The organism is Arthrobacter flavus (assembly GCF_039526005.1).
Classification (GTDB): Bacteria; Actinomycetota; Actinomycetes; order Actinomycetales; family Micrococcaceae; genus Arthrobacter_D; species Arthrobacter_D flavus.
The window spans coordinates 1-22207 of sequence record NZ_BAAAIJ010000009.1; the positions used below are offsets into that span (position 1 = coordinate 1).

Annotated in this window: 25 protein-coding genes; 8 read left to right on the plus strand and 17 right to left on the minus strand. The window is 63.1% G+C overall.

Annotated elements, in window-relative coordinates; all coding sequences use genetic code 11:
* Window positions 1-461: 461 nt before the first annotated feature.
* The 7 genes from ABD059_RS03900 to ABD059_RS03930 all read right to left on the minus strand — a co-directional run bounded on the left by ABD059_RS03900 (window position 462) and on the right by ABD059_RS03930 (window position 7106).
* Window positions 462-1220, minus strand: coding sequence for an SDR family oxidoreductase (locus tag ABD059_RS03900; protein WP_343877936.1), 759 nt, complete (start codon window positions 1218-1220; stop codon window positions 462-464).
* A 60-nt stretch (window positions 1221-1280) separates the two neighbouring features.
* A complete protein-coding gene (locus ABD059_RS03905; protein WP_343877937.1) occupies window positions 1281-2297 on the minus strand; it encodes a PHP domain-containing protein in 1017 nt (338 codons plus the stop codon).
* A gap of 46 nt (window positions 2298-2343) precedes the next feature.
* A complete protein-coding gene (locus ABD059_RS03910; RefSeq protein WP_343877938.1) occupies window positions 2344-3105 on the minus strand; it encodes an IclR family transcriptional regulator in 762 nt (253 codons plus the stop codon).
* 120 nt (window positions 3106-3225) lie between these two features.
* Window positions 3226-4023 (minus strand): ABC transporter permease, encoded by a 798-nt coding sequence (locus ABD059_RS03915; RefSeq protein WP_343878146.1) that lies wholly within the window; start codon window positions 4021-4023, stop codon window positions 3226-3228.
* 49 nt (window positions 4024-4072) lie between these two features.
* Window positions 4073-5032, minus strand: coding sequence for an ABC transporter ATP-binding protein (locus tag ABD059_RS03920; RefSeq protein WP_343878147.1), 960 nt, complete (start codon window positions 5030-5032; stop codon window positions 4073-4075).
* Between the two features lie 17 nt (window positions 5033-5049).
* The gene (locus tag ABD059_RS03925; protein WP_343877940.1) at window positions 5050-6189 is read right to left on the minus strand and encodes a LolA family protein; all 1140 of its coding nucleotides are present in this window, start codon (window positions 6187-6189) and stop codon (window positions 5050-5052) included.
* A 206-nt stretch (window positions 6190-6395) separates the two neighbouring features.
* A complete protein-coding gene (locus ABD059_RS03930) occupies window positions 6396-7106 on the minus strand; it encodes a CHRD domain-containing protein (protein ID WP_343877941.1) in 711 nt (236 codons plus the stop codon).
* Window positions 7107-7300: 194 nt separating this feature from the next.
* On the opposite strand from ABD059_RS03930, the gene ABD059_RS03935 reads away from it, so the two are divergent.
* Both ABD059_RS03935 and ABD059_RS03940 read left to right on the plus strand, forming a co-directional pair.
* Window positions 7301-7825 carry a sigma-70 family RNA polymerase sigma factor gene (locus ABD059_RS03935; protein WP_343877942.1) on the plus strand — a complete coding sequence of 175 codons (525 nt, stop codon included), beginning with the start codon at window positions 7301-7303 and terminating at the stop codon, window positions 7823-7825.
* Complete coding sequence (locus tag ABD059_RS03940) at window positions 7822-8583, plus strand: anti-sigma factor (RefSeq protein WP_343877944.1); 762 nt, start codon at window positions 7822-7824, stop codon at window positions 8581-8583. Before ABD059_RS03935 ends, ABD059_RS03940 begins: the two co-directional genes overlap by 4 nt.
* Before the next feature lie 33 nt (window positions 8584-8616).
* Here ABD059_RS03940 and ABD059_RS03945 read toward each other — a convergent pair whose 3' ends face one another.
* The 3 genes from ABD059_RS03945 to ABD059_RS03955 form a co-directional block, all read right to left on the minus strand.
* On the minus strand, window positions 8617-9159 hold the full coding sequence (locus ABD059_RS03945) for a hypothetical protein (RefSeq protein WP_343877945.1): 543 nt from the start codon (window positions 9157-9159) through the stop codon (window positions 8617-8619).
* The gene (locus ABD059_RS03950) at window positions 9156-9422 is read right to left on the minus strand and encodes a hypothetical protein (RefSeq protein ID WP_343877946.1); all 267 of its coding nucleotides are present in this window, start codon (window positions 9420-9422) and stop codon (window positions 9156-9158) included. The genes ABD059_RS03945 and ABD059_RS03950 overlap by 4 nt, the downstream gene beginning before the upstream one ends.
* Before the next feature lie 107 nt (window positions 9423-9529).
* A complete protein-coding gene (locus tag ABD059_RS03955) occupies window positions 9530-10189 on the minus strand; it encodes an NUDIX hydrolase (protein ID WP_343877947.1) in 660 nt (219 codons plus the stop codon).
* A 59-nt stretch (window positions 10190-10248) separates the two neighbouring features.
* On the opposite strand from ABD059_RS03955, the gene ABD059_RS03960 reads away from it, so the two are divergent.
* Complete coding sequence (locus ABD059_RS03960) at window positions 10249-11085, plus strand: MBL fold metallo-hydrolase (RefSeq protein WP_343877948.1); 837 nt, start codon at window positions 10249-10251, stop codon at window positions 11083-11085.
* On the opposite strand, the gene ABD059_RS03965 is transcribed toward ABD059_RS03960, so the two are convergent.
* The 4 genes from ABD059_RS03965 to ABD059_RS03980 form a co-directional block, all read right to left on the minus strand.
* Window positions 11082-11960, minus strand: a complete 879-nt coding sequence (locus ABD059_RS03965; protein WP_343877949.1) for a hypothetical protein — start codon at window positions 11958-11960, stop codon at window positions 11082-11084. The two genes, ABD059_RS03960 and ABD059_RS03965, sit on opposite strands and share 4 nt — an antisense overlap.
* A gap of 125 nt (window positions 11961-12085) precedes the next feature.
* Complete coding sequence (locus ABD059_RS03970) at window positions 12086-12565, minus strand: ion channel (protein WP_343877950.1); 480 nt, start codon at window positions 12563-12565, stop codon at window positions 12086-12088.
* Between the two features lie 86 nt (window positions 12566-12651).
* Window positions 12652-13080 (minus strand): SHOCT domain-containing protein, encoded by a 429-nt coding sequence (locus tag ABD059_RS03975; RefSeq protein ID WP_343877951.1) that lies wholly within the window; start codon window positions 13078-13080, stop codon window positions 12652-12654.
* Window positions 13081-13108: 28 nt separating this feature from the next.
* The gene (locus ABD059_RS03980; RefSeq protein WP_343877952.1) at window positions 13109-15685 is read right to left on the minus strand and encodes a LuxR C-terminal-related transcriptional regulator; all 2577 of its coding nucleotides are present in this window, start codon (window positions 15683-15685) and stop codon (window positions 13109-13111) included.
* Between the two features lie 452 nt (window positions 15686-16137).
* Between ABD059_RS03980 and ABD059_RS03985 the strand changes: the two genes are divergently transcribed.
* From ABD059_RS03985 to ABD059_RS03995, 3 genes are all read left to right on the plus strand, one after another.
* The gene (locus ABD059_RS03985; protein ID WP_343877953.1) at window positions 16138-16566 is read left to right on the plus strand and encodes a DUF6325 family protein; all 429 of its coding nucleotides are present in this window, start codon (window positions 16138-16140) and stop codon (window positions 16564-16566) included.
* Between the two features lie 113 nt (window positions 16567-16679).
* Complete coding sequence (locus ABD059_RS03990) at window positions 16680-16868, plus strand: SHOCT domain-containing protein (RefSeq protein WP_343877954.1); 189 nt, start codon at window positions 16680-16682, stop codon at window positions 16866-16868.
* 13 nt (window positions 16869-16881) lie between these two features.
* Window positions 16882-18069 (plus strand): hypothetical protein, encoded by a 1188-nt coding sequence (locus ABD059_RS03995; protein ID WP_343877955.1) that lies wholly within the window; start codon window positions 16882-16884, stop codon window positions 18067-18069.
* On the opposite strand, the gene ABD059_RS04000 is transcribed toward ABD059_RS03995, so the two are convergent.
* Entirely contained in the window at window positions 18063-18554 is a 492-nt protein-coding gene (locus ABD059_RS04000; protein ID WP_343877956.1) for a nucleoside deaminase, read from the minus strand. The two genes, ABD059_RS03995 and ABD059_RS04000, sit on opposite strands and share 7 nt — an antisense overlap.
* A 156-nt stretch (window positions 18555-18710) precedes the next feature.
* On the opposite strand from ABD059_RS04000, the gene ABD059_RS04005 reads away from it, so the two are divergent.
* Both ABD059_RS04005 and ABD059_RS04010 read left to right on the plus strand, forming a co-directional pair.
* A complete protein-coding gene (locus ABD059_RS04005; protein ID WP_343877957.1) occupies window positions 18711-19466 on the plus strand; it encodes a MerR family transcriptional regulator in 756 nt (251 codons plus the stop codon).
* Between the two features lie 102 nt (window positions 19467-19568).
* Window positions 19569-20396, plus strand: coding sequence for a DUF1206 domain-containing protein (locus ABD059_RS04010; protein WP_343877958.1), 828 nt, complete (start codon window positions 19569-19571; stop codon window positions 20394-20396).
* A gap of 15 nt (window positions 20397-20411) precedes the next feature.
* Here ABD059_RS04010 and ABD059_RS04015 read toward each other — a convergent pair whose 3' ends face one another.
* Window positions 20412-21173 (minus strand): SDR family NAD(P)-dependent oxidoreductase, encoded by a 762-nt coding sequence (locus tag ABD059_RS04015; protein ID WP_343877959.1) that lies wholly within the window; start codon window positions 21171-21173, stop codon window positions 20412-20414.
* An 8-nt stretch (window positions 21174-21181) separates the two neighbouring features.
* Window positions 21182-22180: an acetamidase/formamidase family protein gene (locus tag ABD059_RS04020; RefSeq protein WP_343877961.1), complete on the minus strand. Its 999-nt coding sequence runs from the start codon at window positions 22178-22180 to the stop codon at window positions 21182-21184.
* Between the last annotated feature and the right edge of the window lie 27 nt (window positions 22181-22207).

The window sequence follows — 22207 nt, forward strand, 5'->3', positions numbered from 1 at the left end:
CGCCCCAAAACCAAACCAGCACCCGCGGCCCCTGCCCACCGCCCTCAAACACCCGGCCAAGACCTCCGATGAAAAATCGAGGTTAGGGGACGGAATTAGCCGGAGCCTGATTATTCACTGGCTGGAGTGATGATTCTCATGGCTATATTCAATCCATACGGGTCCGAGCGGACCCGGGGGCCTGCAGGCGATGTCAGGGACCGCGACCCGGGCCTGCCATGGTGCTCCGAATGTGATACTGACGAGTTCCTGATGTATGAAGATTTTGTTCCGGCGCGTCCCCCGTCGGGGGGTGGTCACCTTGTTGCAGCGTGCGTCAATTATTCCTGCTCCGTCTGCGGGAGGTTCAACGGGCACGAGGTGCCGGCCTCCTGGAACCCACCCAACTGGTTCTGGTACTCCTGACTGCTCTGCACCTCCTGCTGGACGCCAACCGGCCGGCTGGCTACACCTCAACCGGGTCAGCCACGGCCGATGAAGGGCATCCCGCTCGCGGTGATGAGCAACGACCCGACCGATGCAGAGGCCGGTAGTTGAGCCATCAAAAGGACTGCCCGGGCTGCTTCTGCCACGGGGAAGGTGGGCTCCGGCCGGCGGGACCCGTCCGCCTGGAGCGCGCCGCCGTTGACGCCGATGGTGTCCATGAGTTCGGTGCGGGCATTCCCGATGTCGATCTGGCCGCAGGTGATGCCGAAGGGGCGTCCATCCAGCTCGATCGACTTGGTCAAGCCGGTGATCGCATGCTTGGTGGTTGTGTAGGCGACCGACAAGGGGCGGGGCGCATGAGCCGAGACGGACCCGTTGTTGATGATTCGTCCGCCCGGTGGCTGCTGGCTCTTCATCAGACGAACAGCGGCTGCGGCACACAGGAACGCGCCGGTGATATTGACTGCAACGGTATCGGCCCACTCTGCCAGTTGAATCTCGTCAACGGCGCCCGTAGGGCCGAACACACCGGCGTTATTGAAAAGCACCGACAAGGCACCGAACTCCTGCTGAACGTAGCGGAACAGCCGGTTGACGTCGTCGGGCCGGGTGACATCGGTGGGCACCACATGGGCGAGGGGGTGCCCGGCTGCGGTCTCCTCAAGGGCAGCTTGTCTCCGGCCCGCCAGGACGACGGTGAACCCGGCCGTCAGAAACTCCCGGGCCACGGCACGCCCAATGCCCGAGCCGGCACCTGTCACGATTGCGGTCCGCATACTGGGTGCTGCGTCCATCTGTTTCCCTTGGGCTAGTTCCGGTGCTGCCGATTGATTCATTACGCGATGCTGGTTCGCCTAGCTGCCCTTGAGCCAGGTGAGCAGTTTCTCCTCGGGCCAGGTAGTGATGATGCGGTCAGCCGGAACGTCATTGGCCTCGGCCCGTTCCGCCCCGTATTGCAGAAAGTCCAGCTGACCAGGCGCATGCGCATCGCTGTTGACGCTGAAAAGACAGCCAGCCTCGAGTGCCAGACGAATCAGTTCATCGGGGGGATCCTGGCGTTCCGGCCGGGAGTTGATCTCCACGGCAACGTTGTTCTCGACGCATGCGGCGAAGACCTGGACGGCGTCGAATTCCGACGGCGGGCGGGTCCCCCTGGCCCCCTGCACGAGGCGGCCGGTGCAGTGTCCCAGGATGTTGGTCTGTGGGGCCCTGATCCCGCCGAGCATCCGCCGGGTCATAGTGGAACGGTCAGAGCGAAGCTTGGAATGCACGCTGGCGACGACGACGTCGAGCCGGTTCAACAGTGCTGGGGTCTGGTCGAGGGTGCCGTCCTCCAGGATGTCGACCTCAATTCCGGCTAACAGCCTGAACCCGGCGGCGCTGGCGTTGATCTGCTCCACAAGATCGAGCTGCTCAGCGAGTCGTTCGGCGCTGAGGCCGTTGGCAATAGTGAGGTTGGGCGAATGATCCGTGAGGGCCAGATACTGATGGCCCAGGGTCTGCGCGGCCTGGACCATCAGATCGATGGGGCTGCCGCCGTCGGACCAGTTGCTGTGACTATGCAGGTCGCCTCGCAGGGCGGCCCTGAGGGAGTGTCCGCCCGCCACCAGGGGGGCGGCCGACTGTTCACGGAGCTCAGCAAGGTAATGGGGAATCTCTCCGTCGACTGCCTGGGAGACCACCTCGAAGGTGCGCGCCCCGATGCCCTTCACCCTTTTGAGTCGACCATCTTTGGTCCTGGCCAGAAGCTCGTCGAAAGAGAGGTCACCGAGAAGCTCGGCGGCGTTCCGGAATGCCTTGACTTTGAAGCTTGGCGCTGCCTTGCGTTCGAGCCAGAAGGCAATTTCGTTAAGCGCATCAACGGCATTCATAGTTCACCCTACAAATAATCTGGCATGAAGTCGCCGAGACACCGGGTCAGGCCTTCAGATTCAGCTCCGCGGCGATTGACTGGACCGCCTCGCGAAGCAGAGGAACAGCCTTCTCAGCGAATCGTTCATCGACACGGGAGACTGGCCCGGATACTGAAATGGCGCTGGGGGTTGGCGCGTCGGGGACTGCCATAGCGAAACACCTGACGCCGAGTTCCTGCTCCTGCTCATCGACTGAGTAACCGCGCTCGCGGATGAGCTCCAGTTCGGCCAGTAACTCGTCGATATTCTTCAGGCTCCTGTCGGTGGGAGTGGGCATGCCCGCCCGACCGACGATGCTGCGCACCGCATCGTTGCTCAACTGCGCCAGGATGGCTTTCCCCACGCCGGTGTCGTGGGTGTGGGCGCGGCGGCCCACCTCCGTGAACATGCGCATCGAGTGGGGGGAAGGCACCTGGGCGATGTAGATGACCATGTCCGAATCCAGGACTGCCATATTGGAGGTCTCGCCCAGACTGTCGACCAGGTTCTTCAATTGGGGCCGGGCAAGAGCTCCGAGTTGTTTGTTGGCGCCTTCGCCCAGCCGGATGAGCCGCGGGCCCAGCGCGTAACGGCGGTTTGGGAGCTGGCGGGCATACCCCTTGGCGACCAGGGTGCGCAACAGACGGTGGATGGTCGGCAAGGGAAGATCGGTCGAGGAGGAAAGTTCACTCAGTGAGACTTCCCCGCCAGCGTCGGTGATGAGCTCAAGCAGTTCGAAAACCCGCTCGACGGACTGCACCCCGCCGCCTGCTGCTTTCTCAGCCATGTGACACTCCAATTCTCGAGCTCCCACTGACAGATTTGATCCGCGATGTGGAAACTTTTCTAGAGGCTATCGTACTTTCCACTCAGTGGAATCAGGAATCCGAGACGATGGGGGTCGCCGTTAGGCGAGGACATCGCGCGTGGTGAACCGGCCGTAGGCGAGAGCGCCGAAGACCAGCACATAACCGGACTGCAGGAGGGTATTCGCAGCGAAGGAGGACCACTCGATCGGCTGCCGGAGCAGATCCGCGAATCCGAACCAGTAGTGGCTCAGGAGCCAGGGGTGCAAGAATTCCAGCTGGGGAAGCTGACCCACCACCTGGGAGACGACCGAAACAACCACCGTCGCGGCCATCGCGCCGACCGGCACATCCGTGAGGGTCGAGATGAACAGTCCGACGGCGCAGAGCCCGGTGAGGGATACGGTCACGTAGGCGCAGATCAAAGCCGACCGCAGCAAGGACTCGCCGATGCTTACGGTGTCACCGGACAGGAGCGTCACCGGCCCCACCGGGAACAGGGCAGCGCCAATCAGTGTGCCCGCCAGCACGACAGCAAGTGTCGCAGCCAGGCAGAACACCACAGCGCCAGCGAATTTCACGGCGAGCAGCCGGCCCCGGCCTACGGGAGCCACCAGGAGGTAGCGGAGCGTTCCAGTGCTGGCTTCGCCGGCGACGGTGTCGCCGGCCACTACCCCAACAGTGAGCGGTAGGAACAACGGAATGGCGACAGTGATCGCTGCGACGGCCACGAACAAACCATTCTGGGTGATCTGGTCGAGGAAGGCGGGACCGCGACCCGTAGGCGGACCGGAGGTCAGCCGCACAGCTACCGCAATCAGGACCGGGATTGCCGCCAGGGCGAGCAGCAGGGCCCAGGTGCGCCCTCGTCTGAACAGGATCGACAGTTCCGAAGCCATAAACACCAGCCCCGTCGCGGGTCGACGTCCGATGCTGCGCGCCGGATCGTTATTGGACAACGTCAAACCCCTCCCCGGTGAGCGACACGAAAAGCTCCTCAAGCCCTACCTGATCGACGGTAAAGCCTTTCACCCGTACCCCGGCGGCGACGAGGGCGGCGACGATGGTCTCCGGTAGGAAATCCTTGGGTAGCGGGGCGGCCACCACAACATCGGAACCACTCGGAGTGTGGGGGGTAGTCGGTGGTTCTTGCGGGATCAATCCCAGCCGGACCAACACCTGCCGGCAGTCCTCACCGTCGGGTGTCAGGACCTCCACCCGGGTCTGACCGGCGGCGCGCAACTCACTCAGCTCGCCCTGGGCCACCAGCTTGCCAGCTCGGAGGACCGCCACATGCGAGCAAATCTGTTCCACCTCGGCCAACAGGTGGCTGGAGACAAAGACGGTGGTGCCTTCTTCAGTGAGGGAATGTACCAGGTGACGCACCTCGCGGGTGCCCTGGGGATCGAGGCCGTTGGTTGGCTCGTCCAGGACGATCAGGTCCCGATGTGTCAGGAGTGCGTTGGCGATCCCCAGCCGTTGCTTCATGCCCAGAGAGTAGGCCCCCACCTTTTTGTTGGCCGCCTGTGAAAGGCCTACCCGTTCCAGCGCCTGTGCGGTGCGCGCGCGGCGGGTCGACGGGTCCACAAAGCGATCTGCGGCGTCGAGGCGGTGCAGGTTGGCCCGCCCTGACAGGAAGGGGTAAAACCCGGGCCCCTCCACGAGGGCTCCCACCCTGGGCAGCACCTCGGGGAGAAACTTGGGGATCTTACGTCCGAGGACCTCCACGTCGCCCGACGTTGCGCTCGCCAGACCTAACAGGATCCGGATCGTTGTGGTCTTGCCTGACCCGTTGGGGCCGAGGAAGCCGAAGACTGACCCTCGTGGCACGGAAAGGTCGATACCGTCCAGAACTGTTTGCCCACCGAATCGCTTCGAGAGTCCCCTGGTCTGAACGACGGGGCCCATCGGCAACGTTTCGTCGCTCACTCGTCGTCGGCAACTGCCTGGAGACGATCTGCGGGGACCGAACCTACCAGAACCCGCCCATCATCGGTGAGGAGGACGTTCAGCAGCCGGGTCTGCATTAGGCGACCGCCGTCGACCGGTGTGCTCAGCTGATCGATCATTCCGGTCAGCTCGGGGTCTTCAGCCGCGAAGCCCCCGGCGGGAAACTCCACCACGGTGGCCCATCCGGTGCCGGTGACAGTCGGTTCGGTCGACTCATCGGCGGCTTCGGGCTTGGCATCGCTATGATCGCGTTTGTTCCCGTGCTCCCCGTGACCCGTGGCCTCAGTGACGGTGGCACCGGCTGGTGGCGTGAAGTCGAATATCTCGGGAGCGGGCGCCTCGAGGCTGATCTCGGTGTACGCGGCACTGAACGCCGGGGTGGTTCCGCCAACGGCAGCGACGCTGACCGCGAGCGGAAGGCCCGTCTCGGCGTCGACGTCGACCGTGATCGAACCCACCAGTGTCTCGTTGCTGCGGGGTGTCAGGATCAGCTGGTAGGCGGCACGGCCGGCGACCATACGGTCGGTTCCAACTGACACTTCGGTGGTCGGGTCGGCCTTTTCGAGGAAGAGCGTGGCGAGCTGGTCCGGGGTCTGCACCTCCGGGAGGTCAGTCGGCACGCCGTCAGCTGGCTCGATCATCGAACGTACTGCGGAATTTTCTTCGGAGTCGAAGTACCAGAGCTCATCGCCGTTGAGTATGAAATTTCGTTCGGCCATCTCGTCCAGGATCTGGATCCGAGCCTGCGTTGGGCCGTTGAGGAAGACCCGCGCGGTGTGTGGAGCGGTGAGCATCTCAAGCATGGTGCCCTCGGCTGTTGGAACCGAGCCCGCGTCGGGGCCAGGATCAGCTCCCGGGGACGCGCTGGCGCCCATACCGCCTCCGCCCGCACCGCTAATCAGGGCGAGGTCGGGGAGGCCGAGGTCGGAAGCCTGCTCCACGGTGCCCGACAGCGCAGCCACCGAGTGACCAGCAGCTAGTTCGAGTACCTCGGCGGCAGTCAGGTCCGGCAGGTCGACCGCGGCGTTGGCAGTGAGGGGGACCAGGATGACCCCGGCACCCATGACGGCTGTTACTGCTACGGCCGGCACCCAGTTTCGCCACTTACGGTTCATGGTCCATCTCCCTTGATTACAAGTTCCGCAACCACAACGGTTATGACAGGACGCTACTCCGGTTTCCTGAGAGTTTGATCTGAGTTTCCACTTCTACTCTGCCCGCCGGCCGTTGGAATGCCCTGCGTCCACAGAACACTGGGGCCCAGCGACTCCCGAACGACCGCAGGCCCCCAGCATCCCGCGGTCGTCTAGGAGCACCGGGATCAGGCCGTGCGGGTGCGAGAACGCACGGCAAATACCGCGCCGACTGCTACAGCGCCTGCGGCACCCAGGGTCAGAGTCAGAACGGAGCCTGCTTCTTCAACCGGGGAGGTCATCGCCACACCCGTGTCGGCTCCACCTGCGGGGAGCATGGTCAGCTGACCGCGGACCGCACCTGGAACGAAGTTGGCAGTGTGGGTGTCGGCGGAAAAGCCGGCAGGGTTGGCTTCAATCTCCTTCAGGGAGAACCCTTCGCCGGTGTCGACGCCGTCGTCGCCTTCAAGACCAGTGGTGAATGGGCCCTGAAGACAGCCGGAGCTGCTGAGCACGCCGTCGCCCTCAGGGTTGGGGAAAGCCAGCCGCGGAGGGCCGCTCTCGCCAGCGGCTGTTTCGTGGATGTGAGTAGCAGTCTTTGCGCCGCTTTCGTAGGGCGGAGTGACACCATTGAGAGTGATGTCGTAGCAAATGATCTCCGAATCGGAATTGATCATGAAGTTGAAAGTGCCCATCGCGCCGGGCTCTCCGGGAGCCATCGCGCCGTCCGGTCCGACGACTTGATCCGGTGTCGCAGCAACGGTGTGAGAGCTCGTGAAGCTGTCAGGGCGCTCAACTGCCGTCTCCGCCGCAGCTGGTGCTGCTCCGGCAACTGCCAACACTGCCGCTACTCCGGTTGCGCCCGCAACTGCGGCGATCCGTGCCTTCTTCGTTGTCATCAGGGTGTCCCTTTCGGTGCGCAGCGCCGCTGATCGGTGCTGCCGTACGAAGGTATACTCGCCACGGCGGTAAAACGTTCACCACCAATATTTCTTCGACCGGTAATGAACGCACCACCCCTGGGGCCAGTATCCCTTTCGGACTACCAGGCGGGCGGGGTGAATTGATGCTTCGGGCAATTGACGAGGAAAGGGTGGTCGGCCTGTTCAGGCAAACTGCGGGTGCCTTCGACGTGCACCAAGCGTTCGCCGACCATGCGCGGGCGATCTTCGGGTTCGCGCTGAACAGCACTCGCGACGCCACCATCGCCGAGGATTGCGTCCAGGAGACGTTTGTCCGGGCTTGGCGGGCTAGGGACCGCTTTCAGTCGCAGCGCGGTTCGGAACGTACCTGGCTTTTCGCTATCGCCCGCAACGTGGTGATCGACGAACTCAAAGCCCGTGCCCGGCGGCCCACTCCTGTCATCGATGAACTGATCGAAATTGAGGCGCCAGCGGCTCCAGGGGTGGAAACGGTCCACAACAGAATTGTGCTGTCTGGCGGTCTGGCGAGGCTGAGTTCGGAGCATCGCGAAATCATCGTCGCCATCCATCTCGACGGGTTAACCTACCAGCAGGTAAGCGAACATAGCGGTGTTCCGGTGACTACGCTGCGCACCCGGATGTACTACGGATTGAAAGCGCTGCGCGAGATTTTGGGAGAGGAGGAGCACCAATGACTGAGGAACCACTCAGCAGTCGTGATCGCCTGATTGCCGCTGCCCTGGCCGGTGAGCTCACCGACGAGGAGCAAAGAGACTTCGACCAGGCCTGCTCAGCAGATCCCGTGTTGTTAGGTGAGTATCTGTCGCTTCGGGAAATTACCGACCAGCTGGCGCAGACTGATCTGACCTGGGACGACCAGGAGCTACCTCCCGGTCTCGCCGATCGGGTATTCGCAGCAACGTCCGAGGCGCCCCTCGAGGGAGAGGCGCCGACCCCCTCCGCAGCGTCGAAGGCACAACGTCAACCGTTTCGAGCTCGGACCTCAGACGCACCAGCAGCTCGTCGCCGATTCCAGCCGGTGCTGATTGGACTTGCCGCTGCCGGCCTGCTTTTAGTGGGGGGCTTGGGCGGGTCAGTGATTTCGGGTGTTCTGAACACCCCACCTGATGGGCCTCCGGGAGCCCTGGGCGCGGTCGAGGCGGTCACTTTCCCCGCCATCCCTGACGGCACTTCGTTTGAGGCTGCGCTCGTCGCTCACACCTGGGGCACTGAGACGGTTCTGGAAGTGGATGGTTTGGCCGAAGGAGACATCTTTGAAGTGGTTCTGGTCAGCGAAGACGGTGCTGAGCTGATATCGGGCACGTTCTTCGGGGCGGAAGAGACGGTTATCTGCCGGATGAACGCCGCCGTCATGCGGGAGGATGTTTCACAAGTGCAGATCCGAGACGTGGCGGGCGCCGTCGTCGTCTCATCGAGCGTCCCGGACGTCTAGTCCGCCTGCGGTGGCAGCAGACGGAGGATGAACCTACCGGCGGCGTGACCCGACAAGATAGCCACCGACTGCGGCGCCGAGGGCGACCCCACTGGTCAACAGAACGACGCCGAACGGCCGGATCGGGAGCCCACTTCCGAAGGGCGTGTGGACGGCGCCCGGGTGAGAGGGCAGGGTGGCAGGCACGAGTCCTGATCCCAACGCTACGAGGACCCCGACCACCAGGAGGCCGGCGCCCACCCAGAGCACCACCACCGGTGAGCTGGGCATCCTCCGGTTCTCAGTCATGGTCCGCTGATGTTTCCCCAGCCGCAAACCGGCGGCCGCGGCGCTGACCATCAGCCCGCCAACCAGGAGCACCTGACCGCCCACGGTGGGCAGGTCAGCAAGGGAAAACGGGTCGTCGACCGTGATGACCAGTCCGGAGGAATAGGCGATGCTCTGCTCGTCTCCGCTGGTGGGCAGCGACAGCGTGGCTGGGGTGGCGCCGAACAGGAGCGAGACTCCACCAAGCGTCACCACAAATGACAGCGCGAGGAGCCAGCAGGCCACCGGTCGGAGGGTGAAAGTGGTCATGGCGCCCGCCGGCCCCGCAAGTACCCAAATGCCCCGGCGATAATTATCAGCCCGAGTGCCGCGAGGCCCAGCCCGAAGATTTCGCCTGCGGTCGGGCCGGGCAGGAGCACCGAGGGTGACAGTGGCGCGTAGGCGAACCAGCCAAACTCCAGGGGCGGCCGGGTCATCGCTGCTGTCATGATCGCGGCTAGTCCGACGACGGCGGCGCCCAGTCCTCCCGCGAATGCCCGGTGTGTGCGGATCCAGTTCAATGCTTCCCCCATCGACGTGCCGCGGCAGTGGCGACCTGCTCCAGAGACTACTGCGTCATCGGTGCCTCGGGGAATCGTGGTGGGATCCGATGGTGGGATTCTGGGTGGGGCTGAAATGGTTACAGTCGGCCCACCGGCGATATGCGGCGAGGCGCCCGAAGGATCGGCTGCAGCGCTGCCGCCAGGTGTCCCGGGAGATCTGCAAGTTCCGTGAGGAGCGCCTCCGTGGGGCGCATCAGGTTCAGCTGCCCATCAGCGGCGCCCGCGAGAATCCTCCGCGCTGTCGCCCAGTGCGACGACTCAGCCTCGGTGGTCTGGTGCCGCGGATCCACGGTCGGGGCAAGCACCGTCAGGTAGAAGAACGTGTCGAAGCGCTTGCCGTAACTGGCGGGTGTAATCCAGTTGGCCCACGGGGTCAGATCCTCGGGAGCCAGCACAGCCCCCGTTTCTTCCTGCACTTCGCGCACCGCTGCGGCCAGGAGTACGCCGGATGCTTCGATCGGAGACGCCTCAATCGATCCGGGCGTCCTGCCGGAGGCGACGCTGGTCTCCGCCCAGCGTTGCGCATGATCGGCCAGGAGAGGTGCGGGGGCGGGACTGGCGGCAGCGGTGAGGTGGTCGACGGCGTCCACGCGCCCTCCTGGAAAGACGACCACCCCTGCGGCAAAGTCCATCGTGAGCGAACGGTTCTGGATGAACACCTCATCCCCACGCACCATCAGGACGCTGACGGCCAGGCGGGGAATCGCCGCCGATGCGCCATTGTGGGATGTTCTCATGCTGCGCACTTTATCCGACCGGGGGCCGGCACCAGGACCGGGCTCGCTAGGGTGGATGCATGGTTCACTTCCCAACGCCAGGCCCGGTTTCCAGCAGCGACCTCACTCGGTATCTGCTTGCCCCCAATCCGGGACCGATGAGCCTGGAAGGCACGAACTCGTATCTCATTGCAGCCCCGGCGGGTGACGTGGTGGGTGAGGTACCCGGTGGAGCAGCGGGGGTGCCGGGGGAACGCCCGGTTGTCGTCGTGGATCCCGGTCCGTTGGATGAGGGACACCTGGCGGCGCTCGCTGGCGCGGGGCGCGTTGAACTGGTTTTGATTACCCATCGGCACCGCGACCACACCGAAGCCAGCGGACGCCTCCATCAGCTGACCGGCGCGCCGGTGCGGGCAATGGACCCTGACCACTGCCACGGGGGAGCCCAGCTGGTCGACGGTGAAGAGATTTTCGCGGCGGGGGTGACCATCCGTGTCATCGCTACCCCCGGGCACACCTCTGACTCGGTCTGTTTCCTCCTGCCCGACGATGGCGCTAACGGTTCAATCCTGACGGGGGACACAATCCTGGGCCGCGGCACCACCATCATCGACTACCCCGATGGCCGGCTGGGTCCCTACCTGGACTCGCTGGCGAGGCTCAGCGCGCTTGGACCGGCCAAGGTCCTTCCTGCGCACGGTCCGATCCTCCCGGACCTGGCACTCGTCTCTCGCTACTATTCACGGCACCGGGGCGAACGGTTGGATCAGGTCCGCGCCGCGCTCGCGGACATTGGTCCGGGTGCAACAGTGCAGCAGATTACCGACGTGGTCTATGCCGACGTCGACGCGTCAGTCCGGCGGGCAGCCGAGGCGTCGGTGGCAGCCCAACTGGATTACCTGGGCGTTCCCAGCTAGACCACGGAGCCGGGAACGGCACCCTTGGCCAAACGCTGGCGCCGGACCTGTCCTGGGGGCCGTTCCGCTACCCGATAGGCGGTGCCGCCGCCCACACGCTTGTACTCCAACAGGTGCAACAGGGAGACGAGGCAGAGGGCAACCCCCGCCATTTCCAGGGTCTCTTCAACCAACACCATTGCAAAAAAATGCCAGGTCATGCCGTTGGTCTGGATCCAGTTTCCGCTGATCGTTTCGACGACAACCGCGCCGGAAACGAATGTTGCCCCGGCGCCGATGATCCCGTTGCGCACGGCAGAGGGCAAGGACAGCACCAGCCTAAGCAGAAGAAGGACCAGTACTGAGGCGATGACGATTCCCGGGATGATCCAGGTGAAGCCGACTTCAAACGGCAAAAGCTGTGCGATTCGTCCACCAATCAGGTCCAGACGTTCATGAAGTTCGAGGGTTTCGTCGAGGGAGAAGAAGATGCAGACACTGGCGAAAAGCCACCAGGATTTTCTGAACCTGCCGGCCTTGCGGGCCATGTAGCCCGCCACAACCCCGGTCAGGATCCACAGGCCTGCGCTGAACCAGGTGGGGACATTGATCTCACGGCCCACGTCGAAGAAGTAGAACCAAAAATGAATTCGCTCAAAGTTCTCGGGTGTCGAAAAATGAATCGCCAGCCACAGGGCCCCGCTGAGAAAGCTCAACAGGGTGACGGGGATAGCAAGGATCAGAGTTGATTTGATAAACCGGATGCGCACCCAGCCGTCGGCCGTCGCGTCGTCAGTTTGAGGTGAACCGTCGGGATAATCGGAGCCGTCGGCTTCAGCAAAATCGCCTCGATCCGCCCCGGAGCCAGGATCGACCTTGTCCAAGGAACTACTCATCGCTTTCCTCCGCTGGTGAACGGCGACGTGCTGCGCCACCGCCAGCGTAGGAAACCTGAATGAGACAGACATGAGAAACCTGTGAACATGTCGTCCACGATATGGCATGCGTCACATCGGGGGCGCTAACCTCGCCGAAGGAGTCCCTGACGCGCCGCGAAGAACACCACTTTCACGATCAGGACCAGCAACCCCAAACCGGTGATCATCTGGATCGTCACTGCGACCCGAGCGAGAGTGCTGATGGGCACGACGTCGCCGAAACCGACCGTCGCGAAGGTCGCTGTGGTCAGGTACAGCGCGTCCACCCTGTTCAGCGGCTCACTGAATGACTGTGGATCGGTCGCCGAAATGGATGCATAGAGCAGGGCGAACAGACAGAGGAAGAGCGCGACGCTCTGCGCGACCGCCTCAGCCGCACGGACCTGTGGGACCCCAGAGGTGAGGACCAGCTGGATCTGAAAGGCTACAGCGACCAGGAAAATGAGCAACAGGGCGATGAGCCTGATCCAGGCGGCACCCGCAGCACCTGGTGCGAATCCGGAAACGGGGACCAGGAAGTAGACGACAAGTATCGCTGCGAGAGTCACGGTCGAACGAAGCACGGCACCGAAAAGGACCCGGCGTCGTCGTCGTTGATCGAGCTCAAGAAAGGCCGCCGGTGGACTTTTGCTGTTCCGCCTGCCGGGTATCACCGAGGTTTGCTGCCCGCCTCGGCTGAATGACCTGTGCTGAAGGGTAGATCGACGAGGATGCTCTCCTTGAGCCGCTGGAACTCGGCCTGAGAGATCGCTTTGTCATCCAGTAGAGCCTTCGCGGTCTTGATCTGGTTCACGGCCGTAGCTTCTTCGTTGCTCACGAGGCTGGCCGCTGCGGAGTCAGGAATCTCATGCAGTCCGTAGCTACGCAGCGCCATGGCCTGCCCATGCGCTATGAGGTAAGCCAACGCTGTGAAGAAGGGAAGGAAGATGAGCAGGAGAATCCAGACGAACTTGACCCATCTGCCCATTTCCGGGCTGCGGAGGATGTCGGCCAAGACAAAGAAGAGGAGCGACAAATAGGACACGAGCAGGAAGAAGACCAGCGTTGCCCAGAAGAAGTCCCAGAAGTTGATGCTCATAAAGCACCTCCATGGTCGGGTGCTACGACTAGTTGCCGTAGCGGGGGGTAAGGGATCGAAGCGCGCCGTCGGGGACGGCGGAACTGGCTGGTGTGCTGGCGGTTGCCGGCAGCAGCCCAAGGTCCTGGGCGATGGCGATCGCTTCCCGGCGGGAAGTCGCCCCCAGTTTCCGGTAAATGCCCCGGACATGTGTCTTGACGGTATTTGTTGAGATCAGCAGTCGCTCCGCAATCTCGTCGACGGTCGCGAAGGTGGGCAGCAGGGTGAGCAGGTCCAGTTCCCGATGGGTGAGGGGTGGACAGAACGAGCTTTGCCCGCCACCCCGAAAACGGGTGATACGGGCGATGATGTGGCCGAAAGCGGGAAAGTAGAGTTGTTCATGAACCACGGCCGCCCGGACTTCGGCTCCCGCAAACGCGAATGCGCGCAATGAGCCGCTTCTGGCCCCCAATTGCAGAGCCTCTCCCAACGCGATTCGCGCCTCATAGGCCCGTCCCTCCTCGAGGGCTACCCGGCAGGCAAGGGCCCACGCTGTCAGAAGGGTGCACCGGCTTTGGCTCTCGACGTAGCCAGCGGTGACTGCCGACAGGAGCTTCCGTGCGGCGCTGAAATGCCCGGCGGCAAGCAGCTCCCACGCGGAGATGGTGTGCAATTCTCCGCTTACCCCTTGATGCTGCCTGAGCTCCGACTTGAGCGTCTCCAAGGCGTCGCCGTGTCTCAACTGGAGCAGCATCGATGCCGTTTGGAGGGAACAAATAGCGAGGTCGGGTGGAAACACGCCGTGGATAAGGTCGTATCGCACCCGGTCCAACAGGCCGGCGGCTGCCTCATGCCGGTGGCTCCCATTCTGGAAGTCCAGGATCAGGGATAGCTTTGAGTTGGAATGGGCGATTACTGGGGCGGCCGAATCGGCCCGTCTGACGTAGGTGTTGTGGAATCGAGCCGACGAATCGTCCAGCGCGTGATACGCACACCACGCTGCGACCAGATGCGCTGGCCTCAGGCTGGGGCCGTAGCGCAACTCGGTTTCTCCGGCTCGCTGAATAGCCCAGGTGGCTTCCGCCCGGGCCAACCCGAATTCTTCACGCGAGACGTGGGCGGCGGCGGCAACCGATCGGGCATCGACGAGAGCGGTCAGATTCCCGCGGTCACTCGCCAGCCGGGATGCCTGCAGTGATAGGGCCAGTGCGTCTTCAAACCGCCCCACCCCGACCAGCGCTGCGGCCAGGACGTTCGTCAAATACACGTCAAGGTCGTCAAGGGGAGGTTGTTCAACGACCTTTTCCAGCAAGCCCACAGCGTCCGTGAAGGAGCCCTGCGACAGGTGCAGCTGAGCCTGGAGTGCTGTTGCCAGCACCACAAATGCCGCCGGTAGGTGATGTCCAGTGCCGCTGCGTTTGAGGCGTTCGAGGCATTCGGAGGCTACCGTCGGGTCGCCCGCCCGCAACGCGATCACCCCCTCAAGGAGCGCTAGCTCCTCGAGGGGGTGACCTCTCTGGCTGACGGACATCTCGTGAATGAGGTTGCTCTCGCCGCTCCACAGCAGTTCAAGACCAGAGGTGGCCACGGTGGTTCGCAATTCATCGAGGTCCCCGGACCGGACCGCGTGTACCAGAGCCTCCGCGTGTCGTCCGTGCTCCGGCAACCAGGCCGCCATCCGGGCGTGGGTGGCTGCCAGCGAAGCTGTGGGGTCCGCCGCAGCGTGGGCGTCAAGGAAACCCTGCAGCAGCCGATGGAGACGAAAGTGTCTGCCCGCCCCTGGCCCGATGCTCACGCCCATGATCAGACCCGTTTCTGCGCGGAGGCGTTCAAAGACCTGTGCGCCATCGGTGCGTCCCAGAACATGGTTGAGATCCTCAACCTTCCAGGTGGCAAGTGTCGACACGGAGAGCAGCAGTTGCTGCAGGTCGGCTCCGTAGGAGTCGAAGAGAGGCCTCAAGAGCTGGTGATCAAAAGGGGCGGAGGTCCCATCTGGTGGATTCTGGGAACTGGCTGTCTCGAGGTGGCGGTGAGCCAGTCTGGCTGCCGCCGGCCACCCCTCAGTCAGCTCAAGAAGGCGGTCCGCGTCCAGGGGGGACCCGTTGGCCAGCCGAACCAACTCACGCCGGGTGAAAGCCAGCGAAACGGCGTCTATCTCGATGAGACCGTCGTGAAGAGTGAACTTGGATAACGCGCTGAGTCTCGGGGGGGATCGACCGATCAGGATGAACCGCACCTTGGGTGCCGAGCGCAGGACAAAATAGTCGAGGTCCTGGAGGATCCCACGATTCTTCAACGCGTGGCAGTCATCCAGAACGAAAACAACCTGTTCCTTCACCTCAGCGATGATCGTGATGATGCTGTCGATGAACGCGTTGTCCCCACAGGACGTGGGCGCTGGGTTTCTGCGCAGGCGTCCATCCCCTAGTGTCGGAACGCCCAGCTCGATGGCACCCACCATCAGGGACCAGAATCGTGCGGGTTGGTCGTCGGAAGGGTCGATCGTGAGCCAGGCGACGGGTTGGCTGTGAGATTTGCGCCTGGCGACCCACTGAGCGGCGAGCGTCGTCTTGCCATAACCCATCCCAGCGACGATGGAGACGAGCCTGGAGCCGGATTGAAGCACTGTGTCCACTGTTTGTAGGAGGCGGGGACGCAGCAATGCGGATTGGTCAGGCTGTGGCGGACTCACCTTTGTCACTGCAACTGCTCCATAGGTGACCATGGATCAACACGTCCTTACGATGGACTATCGAGCGGCCTGACGCGTTCCTGGCACCAGAACCCGTCAGTTGGTACCAATCGTGGGAGTTGCTGGCTTTAAGCACAAGAGCGTTTTTTCTGGAGGTCTGGTCAGTCAACCGGTCGGTGACCCCGCTTGTCAGGAGGAAGAGGGCCGAGGCGCCAGGGGTGACCTTCTCCCGGATGCCTTTCTCCACCGGCCCGGGCACTCCGGACATGATCCAACTGTGTCGTTGGGGGCGCTGTTGGCAGATCACCCGGACCGGGTGATTTCAGTTCGTGTCGATTGTGGAAAATTGGGTCTGAACCTGATCGTAGGTGTTGAAGAGGAGCCACATGCGAGTCGGCCCAGTCGAAGTGATCATCTGCACGTTTCCCAGCCCGGAGATAGACCAGAGTGTTGCTGTCTCACTCAGTGAGGCGGTTGAGTCGGGGGTGGTCGCCCTACTCGACGTAGTGGTCATTGCCAGGGACGGGCTGGGTACGCTCAGCGTCAAGGATCTGGGCGACGATCTGCCAGCGGCCTGGTCCCGATTGATTGTCGATCCGCGACCGCTCACTTTGCTCAGCGAAACCGACATTGAGGTAGTGGCGGGATCAGTCGGGGACAACGAGTCCTCGGTGATCGTCACGGTGGAGCATCGGTGGGCCCGGCGCCTGTCTGAAGATGTGCGGGCCGCGGGAGGCACCACCGCGCTGCATGTCCACATTCCGCACGACACGGTGCTCGACGCTTTCCAGGCCGACGGTGTCGCTGCAAGTTAATCGATTCACTCCAAGAACAGATTGAAGGACACGAAATGCCATTCGGCAGACAGGGCAGACCAGGCCTCCTGGGATCTGTGGCCCGAACAGCAGTCATCTCAGGTACAGCACAGATGACCACCGCTGCTATCAACCATCAGATGCGGGAACGACACGCGCACCCCCATCCGGCATCGAGTCCGCCGCCAATGGCAGGCGGGGATCAGCTGGCTGACCAGCTGGCCCGGCTCGCCAACCTTCACTCGACCGGGGTGTTGACCGCCGCGGAATTCGCGGCCGCGAAAGCCAGACTGCTTTCCTAGCGGGAGCGCGGTCATGCCCAGGCAACGTTGGGTCACATCAGTGGTCTTGGCGGTTCTCGCCGCCGGGCTGGTCTTCGCCACGGTTCCGGCCCTGTACTTGCGCACCCAAGTTCTTGCCACCGATCGATATGTGGAAACAATCGCTCCGCTGGCGGCGGATCCAGCGATTCAGGCCGCGGTGACCGAGCACCTGACCGAGCGAATTGTTGCCTCAATTGACGTTGAAGGACGTGCCCGGCATGCGTTGACCGAGCTGACCCGGTCGGCACCGTTGGCAGAGCCCCTGATCGCGGACCTGGTGCCGGTGATCGTTGAACAGACCCACGCCAGAATTGAGGCTGCCGCTTCCCGGGTGGTCACGGCCCCGCAATTCCAGATCTTGTGGGTCGAGGCGAACCGCGAGGCACACCAGCGGCTCCTCGGCCTGGTCACGGGCGAACCTACCGGCGTGGCCAGCCTCGACGAGAACGGTGCTGTCACCCTTTCCACCGGTGAGATCATCGCGCAGGTCAAGGAGCGTCTGATCGGAGAAGATGCGACGATCGGAACAAGAATTCCAGAGATCGACGCCGAGCTCACCCTTTTCCAGTCGCCAGAGTTGGTCCGGGCTGGGCAAGCAATCAATGTCCTTGACCGTGGTGCAGTGATCCTGACGTGGCTCGCTGCGCTCGGGGCAGTCGCTGCGATCGCAGTGGCACCCGCTGGCCTGAGGCTGCGGGTGATTGGGGTGCTGGGCTTTGGGGTTGCGCTTGCCATGGCAGTGCTGGCGGTCACAGTGGGACTGGGGCGGGAGTATTACCTTAACGCGATCCCGCCCGACCGGATTAGTCCAGCGGCAGCGCAGAGCCTCATCGATTACCTCCTTGCCCCGCTGCAGGTCAGCATGAGGATCGTCTTCGTGGTTGCGTTGCTGACCATGCTGGTTGCGTTCCTCCTGAGACGATCCAGTGTGGTGTTGGGGCAACGGCGCGGCAATCCGCCGGTGGGTGGCCACACACGCGGCGACAGAGACCTCCAGCCCTGGCAGCACCGCTTGTGGTGGAACAAACGTGCGGCCCAAGCCGCCGTCGTCGTCGTCGCTATGGTCGTATTGGTGCTGTGGCAGCAGCCGACGGCGTCCGTTGCGCTGTGGACAACGGTCGGTGCCGGACTCGCGCTAGTGGCCGTCGAACTGTTGTCGCGGTCAATGACTGCTCAGTAGTCGACCCTCGCGGCCAGAGTGCGCCAGGCGTTAAACGGGGCCGAGGCTGGAAGTGCGGCTTCGACGGGTGGGACCACTTGTCGCACCGGCATCGACCGTTGGTCAACCGGGGTGTTGAAGTAGTTGTAGAAGACTGCGTCATCAAACCCAGCCTCCTCAGCGTCGAATCGGTCGGCCGCGTAAACCACCGATTCGACTCGCGCCCAGAGCGCTGCGGAGACGCAGAGTGGGCAGGGTTCGCAACTCGTGTAGAGAGTGCTCCCGGAGAGTTCAAAGGTTTGCAGTGCGGTGCAGGCGTTGCGGATAGCCATTACTTCAGCATGTGCGGTCGGGTCCTTGGACGCAGTGACACGGTTGACGCCGGAGAAGCTACGTCCATCGCTGGTGACGATCAGCGCACCGAACGGGCCGCCGTCGTTCTGGACATTTGCGACCGCCAACGCGACCGTTTGATCAAGGAACCGCGCTTCGTCTTGAGTGTTCACAGGTCTCCCGGGACGCTCGCCGTTGGTTTTGTTCGAACAGTAGCACCCGCTCTTTCCGTGGCTGAAATGGCCGGCCGGTAGCACTAGCGAGAACACCCTTGACATTGACGTTGCGTCAACCACTAGCGTGGATGCCAACGGTTGAGAGGAGAAGCCATGGACTGGTCAATCCAGGAAATTGCGCGGCTGACCGGCACCACCAGCCGGACGCTTCGGCACTACGACGAGATCGGGCTGCTGGAGCCGTCGCGGACTGGGGGTAACGGGCAGCGCCACTACGACGACGTCGCCCTCGTGCGTCTGCAGCGCATTCTGATGCTCCGGGACCTCGGTCTTGGCCTGCCGACCATTGCCGGGGTGCTAGCGGGTGACCCTGAACCTGTGACAGCACTGCACGGTCACCTCAGGTGGTTGCGGCAGGAGCAAGTCCGGCTGACGCGGCAGATCGCGTCGGTCCAAGAGACGGTGAACCGATTGGAGGGAGGTGAAGAACTCATGGCAGAGAAGATGTTCGACGGGTTTGACCACACCCAGTACAAGGATGAGGTTGAAGAGCGCTGGGGGAAAGCCACCTATGCGCAGGGTGACGCTTGGTGGCGGACAAAGACCGACGCCGAGCAGGCGGCGTGGACCCAACAGACCGCAGAGCTGGGAGCTGCCTGGACCAGTGCGGCAACTGGAGCGGTGACGCCCGACAGTCCTGCTGCCCAGGCGTTGGCAGCGCGGCACGTGGCGTGGCTGGCCCCGGCGCCGGGCGTTCCCCAGTCCGGCGGCAAGCCGTCAAAAGAGTACGTGCTGGGGCTTGGCGACATGTATGTTGCTGACCCTCGCTTCGGAAAGAACTATGGCGGCCAGGACGGCGCAGAGTTCGTCAGGGATTCGCTGCGGGTTTACGCGGACCTCTTTCTGTAGATGAGGATCCTTCAGGAGCTGACGACGTGCAGCTCCTGAAGGATTCCGGGTCTCTCCCCCTGCCCGGATAGGGTGGAAGCTCTGGCTAATGGGGGAGCGTGGATGTCCGCGGGGGAAAGCAACAGGCCCGGAATTGCCGATACAGCTGAAAGCATCTCGGACGGGTTGGCATTGGACATCGCCGCACGTTTCGGGTTCGCCGTGCTCGGGGTGGTGCACATCCTGATCGGGGTCATCGCATTGCAGGTCGCGGCTGGCGGGGACGGGCAGGCCGAGCCCACGGGGGCGCTGGAGCAGTTGGCCTCGGGGTCTGCTGGACCGTGGACCATGTGGGCGTGTGCGATTGGTTGTTGGGGACTTGCCCTGTGGCAGCTCAGCGAGTCCACACTCCGGTATCGGCGGAAGCCAGTGGGAAAAAGGCTTGAGAAGGCCGTCTCGTCGGGCTCCCTGGCCGTGACCTACGGGATCATGGCTGTGACCATGGCACGATTCGCCCTGGGTGATGCCCCGGATTCGAGTGAGTTCACCAGGGAGTTCACCAGGACGATGATGGCCTACCCGCTGGGATCCTTCATTGTGCTGGTGGTCGGCGGAACGGTGCTGGGAATCGGCGTCTACTTCATCGTCAAAGGCCTGCGGCGAACGTTCAGGCCAGAGCTGGAGCATTTTGTTGATTTGCGGCGGGGTGCCGTGATCGACGCACTGGGGGTGCTGGGCCACGTCGCGAAAGGGGTAGCGCTTATCCTCATGGGGTTGCTCTTTGTTGTTGCCGCCATCACCAACCAGCCGTCCCGATCAACGGGTCTGGATGGGAGCCTCAAGGCACTTCAGGATCACCCGTTTGGGAACGGGATACTGATCGCCATCGCCGTGGGGCTGATCTTTTACGGCGTTTTCGCCATCATCCGCGCCAGGTTCGGTCGGATGTAGCCACGTTCGCCCGGGTCAGAACTGGATACCCCGGGACAGCCCGCCGTCGACCAGGATGTTGGCTCCAGTGGTTCGGCTGGACCGCGGACTGGCGACGAATACCACGGTATCGGCAACCTCCTGCGGCGTGCCCATCCGGTGCGTTGGGTTCAGCCCCATCACCGTGTTGAACAGCTCGGGGTCGCCCTGTTCGATGTTCTGCCATACGCCGCCTTCATGAAAGGTATTGCCGGGGGAGACCGTGTTGGCGCGGATGCCTTGCCCGGCGAGCTGGAAAGCCAGCCCTGCCATGTAGGCGATGAGAGCCGATTTGACGGTCCCGTAGGGCCCGGAGGCGAAGTCCACCTCCCGCCCGGAGACGCTGGAGATGGCAATGATCGACGCAGCGCTGCTCTGCTGCAGGTGGGGCAGCGCCGCCTTGACCAGCCTGACCGTACCCATGAGGTCCACCCTGAGGGTTGCTTCCCAGCTTTCGTCGGTGTCTGGGATGGCGAGGGCGCTCACGTTGCTGACCACTATGTCGATCCCTCCGAACATCGACGCTGAATCACCCACCCATCGTGCCACCGCGGCGGCATCGCCCATGTCCATCGCCGTCCCTGAGACGCGACCGCCGCTGCCAACCAGAGCGGCTTCAGTAGCTTCGATGTCGGCGGGGTTCCGGGCGCAGAACCCCACGTTGGCACCCTCCGCCGCAAAGGAATCGACGATTGCCCGGCCAATACCTTTGGTACCTCCGGTTACCAGGGCGGTCAGTCCAGCCAGATGTAGGTCCATGGGTTCTCCTAAAGGTTCGTGCTGCGGCGACGCAGCTCATCGTGTAATCCGTCAAAAGCATGCACTCGGGGGAATAGCTTCTTGGCGGCCTTCACCACCACGCTGTAGTTGGCATCCACTGCGTTGGCAATGGGCGCCAGAGCCGTCTGGGTGAGCAACTGGTAGGCGTCCATCTGATGCAGTCCGAAGAGCTCTTCGAACCACCTCACCATTTCCACCTGGCCGATTCGCCAGGAGTCTTCCATGGGTCGTGAGGAACCAACAGCCATCCAGTGGCTGTCGCTCTCGAGTCGGGGCCAGGCCGGAGCGCCACCCTTAATGAGCTCGACGATGATCGTTGAATTCATCGCTCCTTCCACGGCCGTACCGCATGCTTCCCCCTCGCCCTGCCGGTAATGTCCGTCTCCAATGGAGAAGAGAGCTCCCTCGACATTCACCCCCAAATAGACCGTGGTGCCAGCTTTGACTTCGGGAGAATCCATGTTGCCGCCGAAACGTTCCGGGACCAGCGACGATCGCACTTCTCCGCCGGGCGGAGCGACCCCAATGGTGCCAAGCATTGGCTCAAGAGGCAGTGCGATCTCGAAGTCGGTATGCCGGGCCTGGAATCCGACGGTCTGCCGTGCAGTGTCGACGTGGTAGATCCAGGTGGTATCCGGGAGCGGCTCCTGCAGGAGAGCAGTCCGATCGGTGCTGGTGAGCCCGCCGAAGAAGGGAATGGTAGCCGACGCACCCCAGGAACGGGCGGGCGTCAGGTCCACAATATGAATGGCTAAAGTATCTCCGGGCTCCGCGCCCGCTACGTAGAATGGTCCGGTCTGAGGGTTGACAAAGCGGAGGTCCACCTTCTCGCTGGACAGATCATCGACGCTGGTCAGGGCGTGGTTGAAGGCGTCTTCAGACCACAGCTTCAATACGGTTCCGGGCTGGACCGTCATGACCGGTGCTGCGCCGCCGAAGGTGTAGACGAGCTGATCTAGGGTTGGAGTGTATTCAACGGCATCCATGACTGGATGCTATGTCGGTGGTGGGGC

What these genes read in the sequence shown, in the direction of transcription:
- ABD059_RS03900 (WP_343877936.1), bottom strand. Translation starts at nt 1,220, where the DNA reads ATGGACGCAGCACCCAGTATGCGGACCGCAATCGTGACAGGTGCCGGC.
- ABD059_RS03905 (WP_343877937.1), bottom strand. Translation starts at nt 2,297, where the DNA reads ATGAATGCCGTTGATGCGCTTAACGAAATTGCCTTCTGGCTCGAACGC.
- ABD059_RS03910 (WP_343877938.1), bottom strand. Translation starts at nt 3,105, where the DNA reads ATGGCTGAGAAAGCAGCAGGCGGCGGGGTGCAGTCCGTCGAGCGGGTT.
- ABD059_RS03915 (WP_343878146.1), bottom strand. Translation starts at nt 4,023, where the DNA reads ATGGCTTCGGAACTGTCGATCCTGTTCAGACGAGGGCGCACCTGGGCC.
- ABD059_RS03920 (WP_343878147.1), bottom strand. Translation starts at nt 5,032, where the DNA reads ATGGGCCCCGTCGTTCAGACCAGGGGACTCTCGAAGCGATTCGGTGGG.
- ABD059_RS03925 (WP_343877940.1), bottom strand. Translation starts at nt 6,189, where the DNA reads ATGAACCGTAAGTGGCGAAACTGGGTGCCGGCCGTAGCAGTAACAGCC.
- ABD059_RS03930 (WP_343877941.1), bottom strand. Translation starts at nt 7,106, where the DNA reads ATGACAACGAAGAAGGCACGGATCGCCGCAGTTGCGGGCGCAACCGGA.
- ABD059_RS03940 (WP_343877944.1), top strand. Translation starts at nt 7,822, where the DNA reads ATGACTGAGGAACCACTCAGCAGTCGTGATCGCCTGATTGCCGCTGCC.
- ABD059_RS03945 (WP_343877945.1), bottom strand. Translation starts at nt 9,159, where the DNA reads ATGACCACTTTCACCCTCCGACCGGTGGCCTGCTGGCTCCTCGCGCTG.
- ABD059_RS03950 (WP_343877946.1), bottom strand. Translation starts at nt 9,422, where the DNA reads ATGGGGGAAGCATTGAACTGGATCCGCACACACCGGGCATTCGCGGGA.
- ABD059_RS03955 (WP_343877947.1), bottom strand. Translation starts at nt 10,189, where the DNA reads ATGAGAACATCCCACAATGGCGCATCGGCGGCGATTCCCCGCCTGGCC.
- ABD059_RS03960 (WP_343877948.1), top strand. Translation starts at nt 10,249, where the DNA reads ATGGTTCACTTCCCAACGCCAGGCCCGGTTTCCAGCAGCGACCTCACT.
- ABD059_RS03965 (WP_343877949.1), bottom strand. Translation starts at nt 11,960, where the DNA reads ATGAGTAGTTCCTTGGACAAGGTCGATCCTGGCTCCGGGGCGGATCGA.
- ABD059_RS03975 (WP_343877951.1), bottom strand. Translation starts at nt 13,080, where the DNA reads ATGAGCATCAACTTCTGGGACTTCTTCTGGGCAACGCTGGTCTTCTTC.
- ABD059_RS03985 (WP_343877953.1), top strand. Translation starts at nt 16,138, where the DNA reads ATGCGAGTCGGCCCAGTCGAAGTGATCATCTGCACGTTTCCCAGCCCG.
- ABD059_RS03990 (WP_343877954.1), top strand. Translation starts at nt 16,680, where the DNA reads ATGACCACCGCTGCTATCAACCATCAGATGCGGGAACGACACGCGCAC.
- ABD059_RS03995 (WP_343877955.1), top strand. Translation starts at nt 16,882, where the DNA reads ATGCCCAGGCAACGTTGGGTCACATCAGTGGTCTTGGCGGTTCTCGCC.
- ABD059_RS04005 (WP_343877957.1), top strand. Translation starts at nt 18,711, where the DNA reads ATGGACTGGTCAATCCAGGAAATTGCGCGGCTGACCGGCACCACCAGC.
- ABD059_RS04010 (WP_343877958.1), top strand. Translation starts at nt 19,569, where the DNA reads ATGTCCGCGGGGGAAAGCAACAGGCCCGGAATTGCCGATACAGCTGAA.
- ABD059_RS04015 (WP_343877959.1), bottom strand. Translation starts at nt 21,173, where the DNA reads ATGGACCTACATCTGGCTGGACTGACCGCCCTGGTAACCGGAGGTACC.
- ABD059_RS04020 (WP_343877961.1), bottom strand. Translation starts at nt 22,180, where the DNA reads ATGGATGCCGTTGAATACACTCCAACCCTAGATCAGCTCGTCTACACC.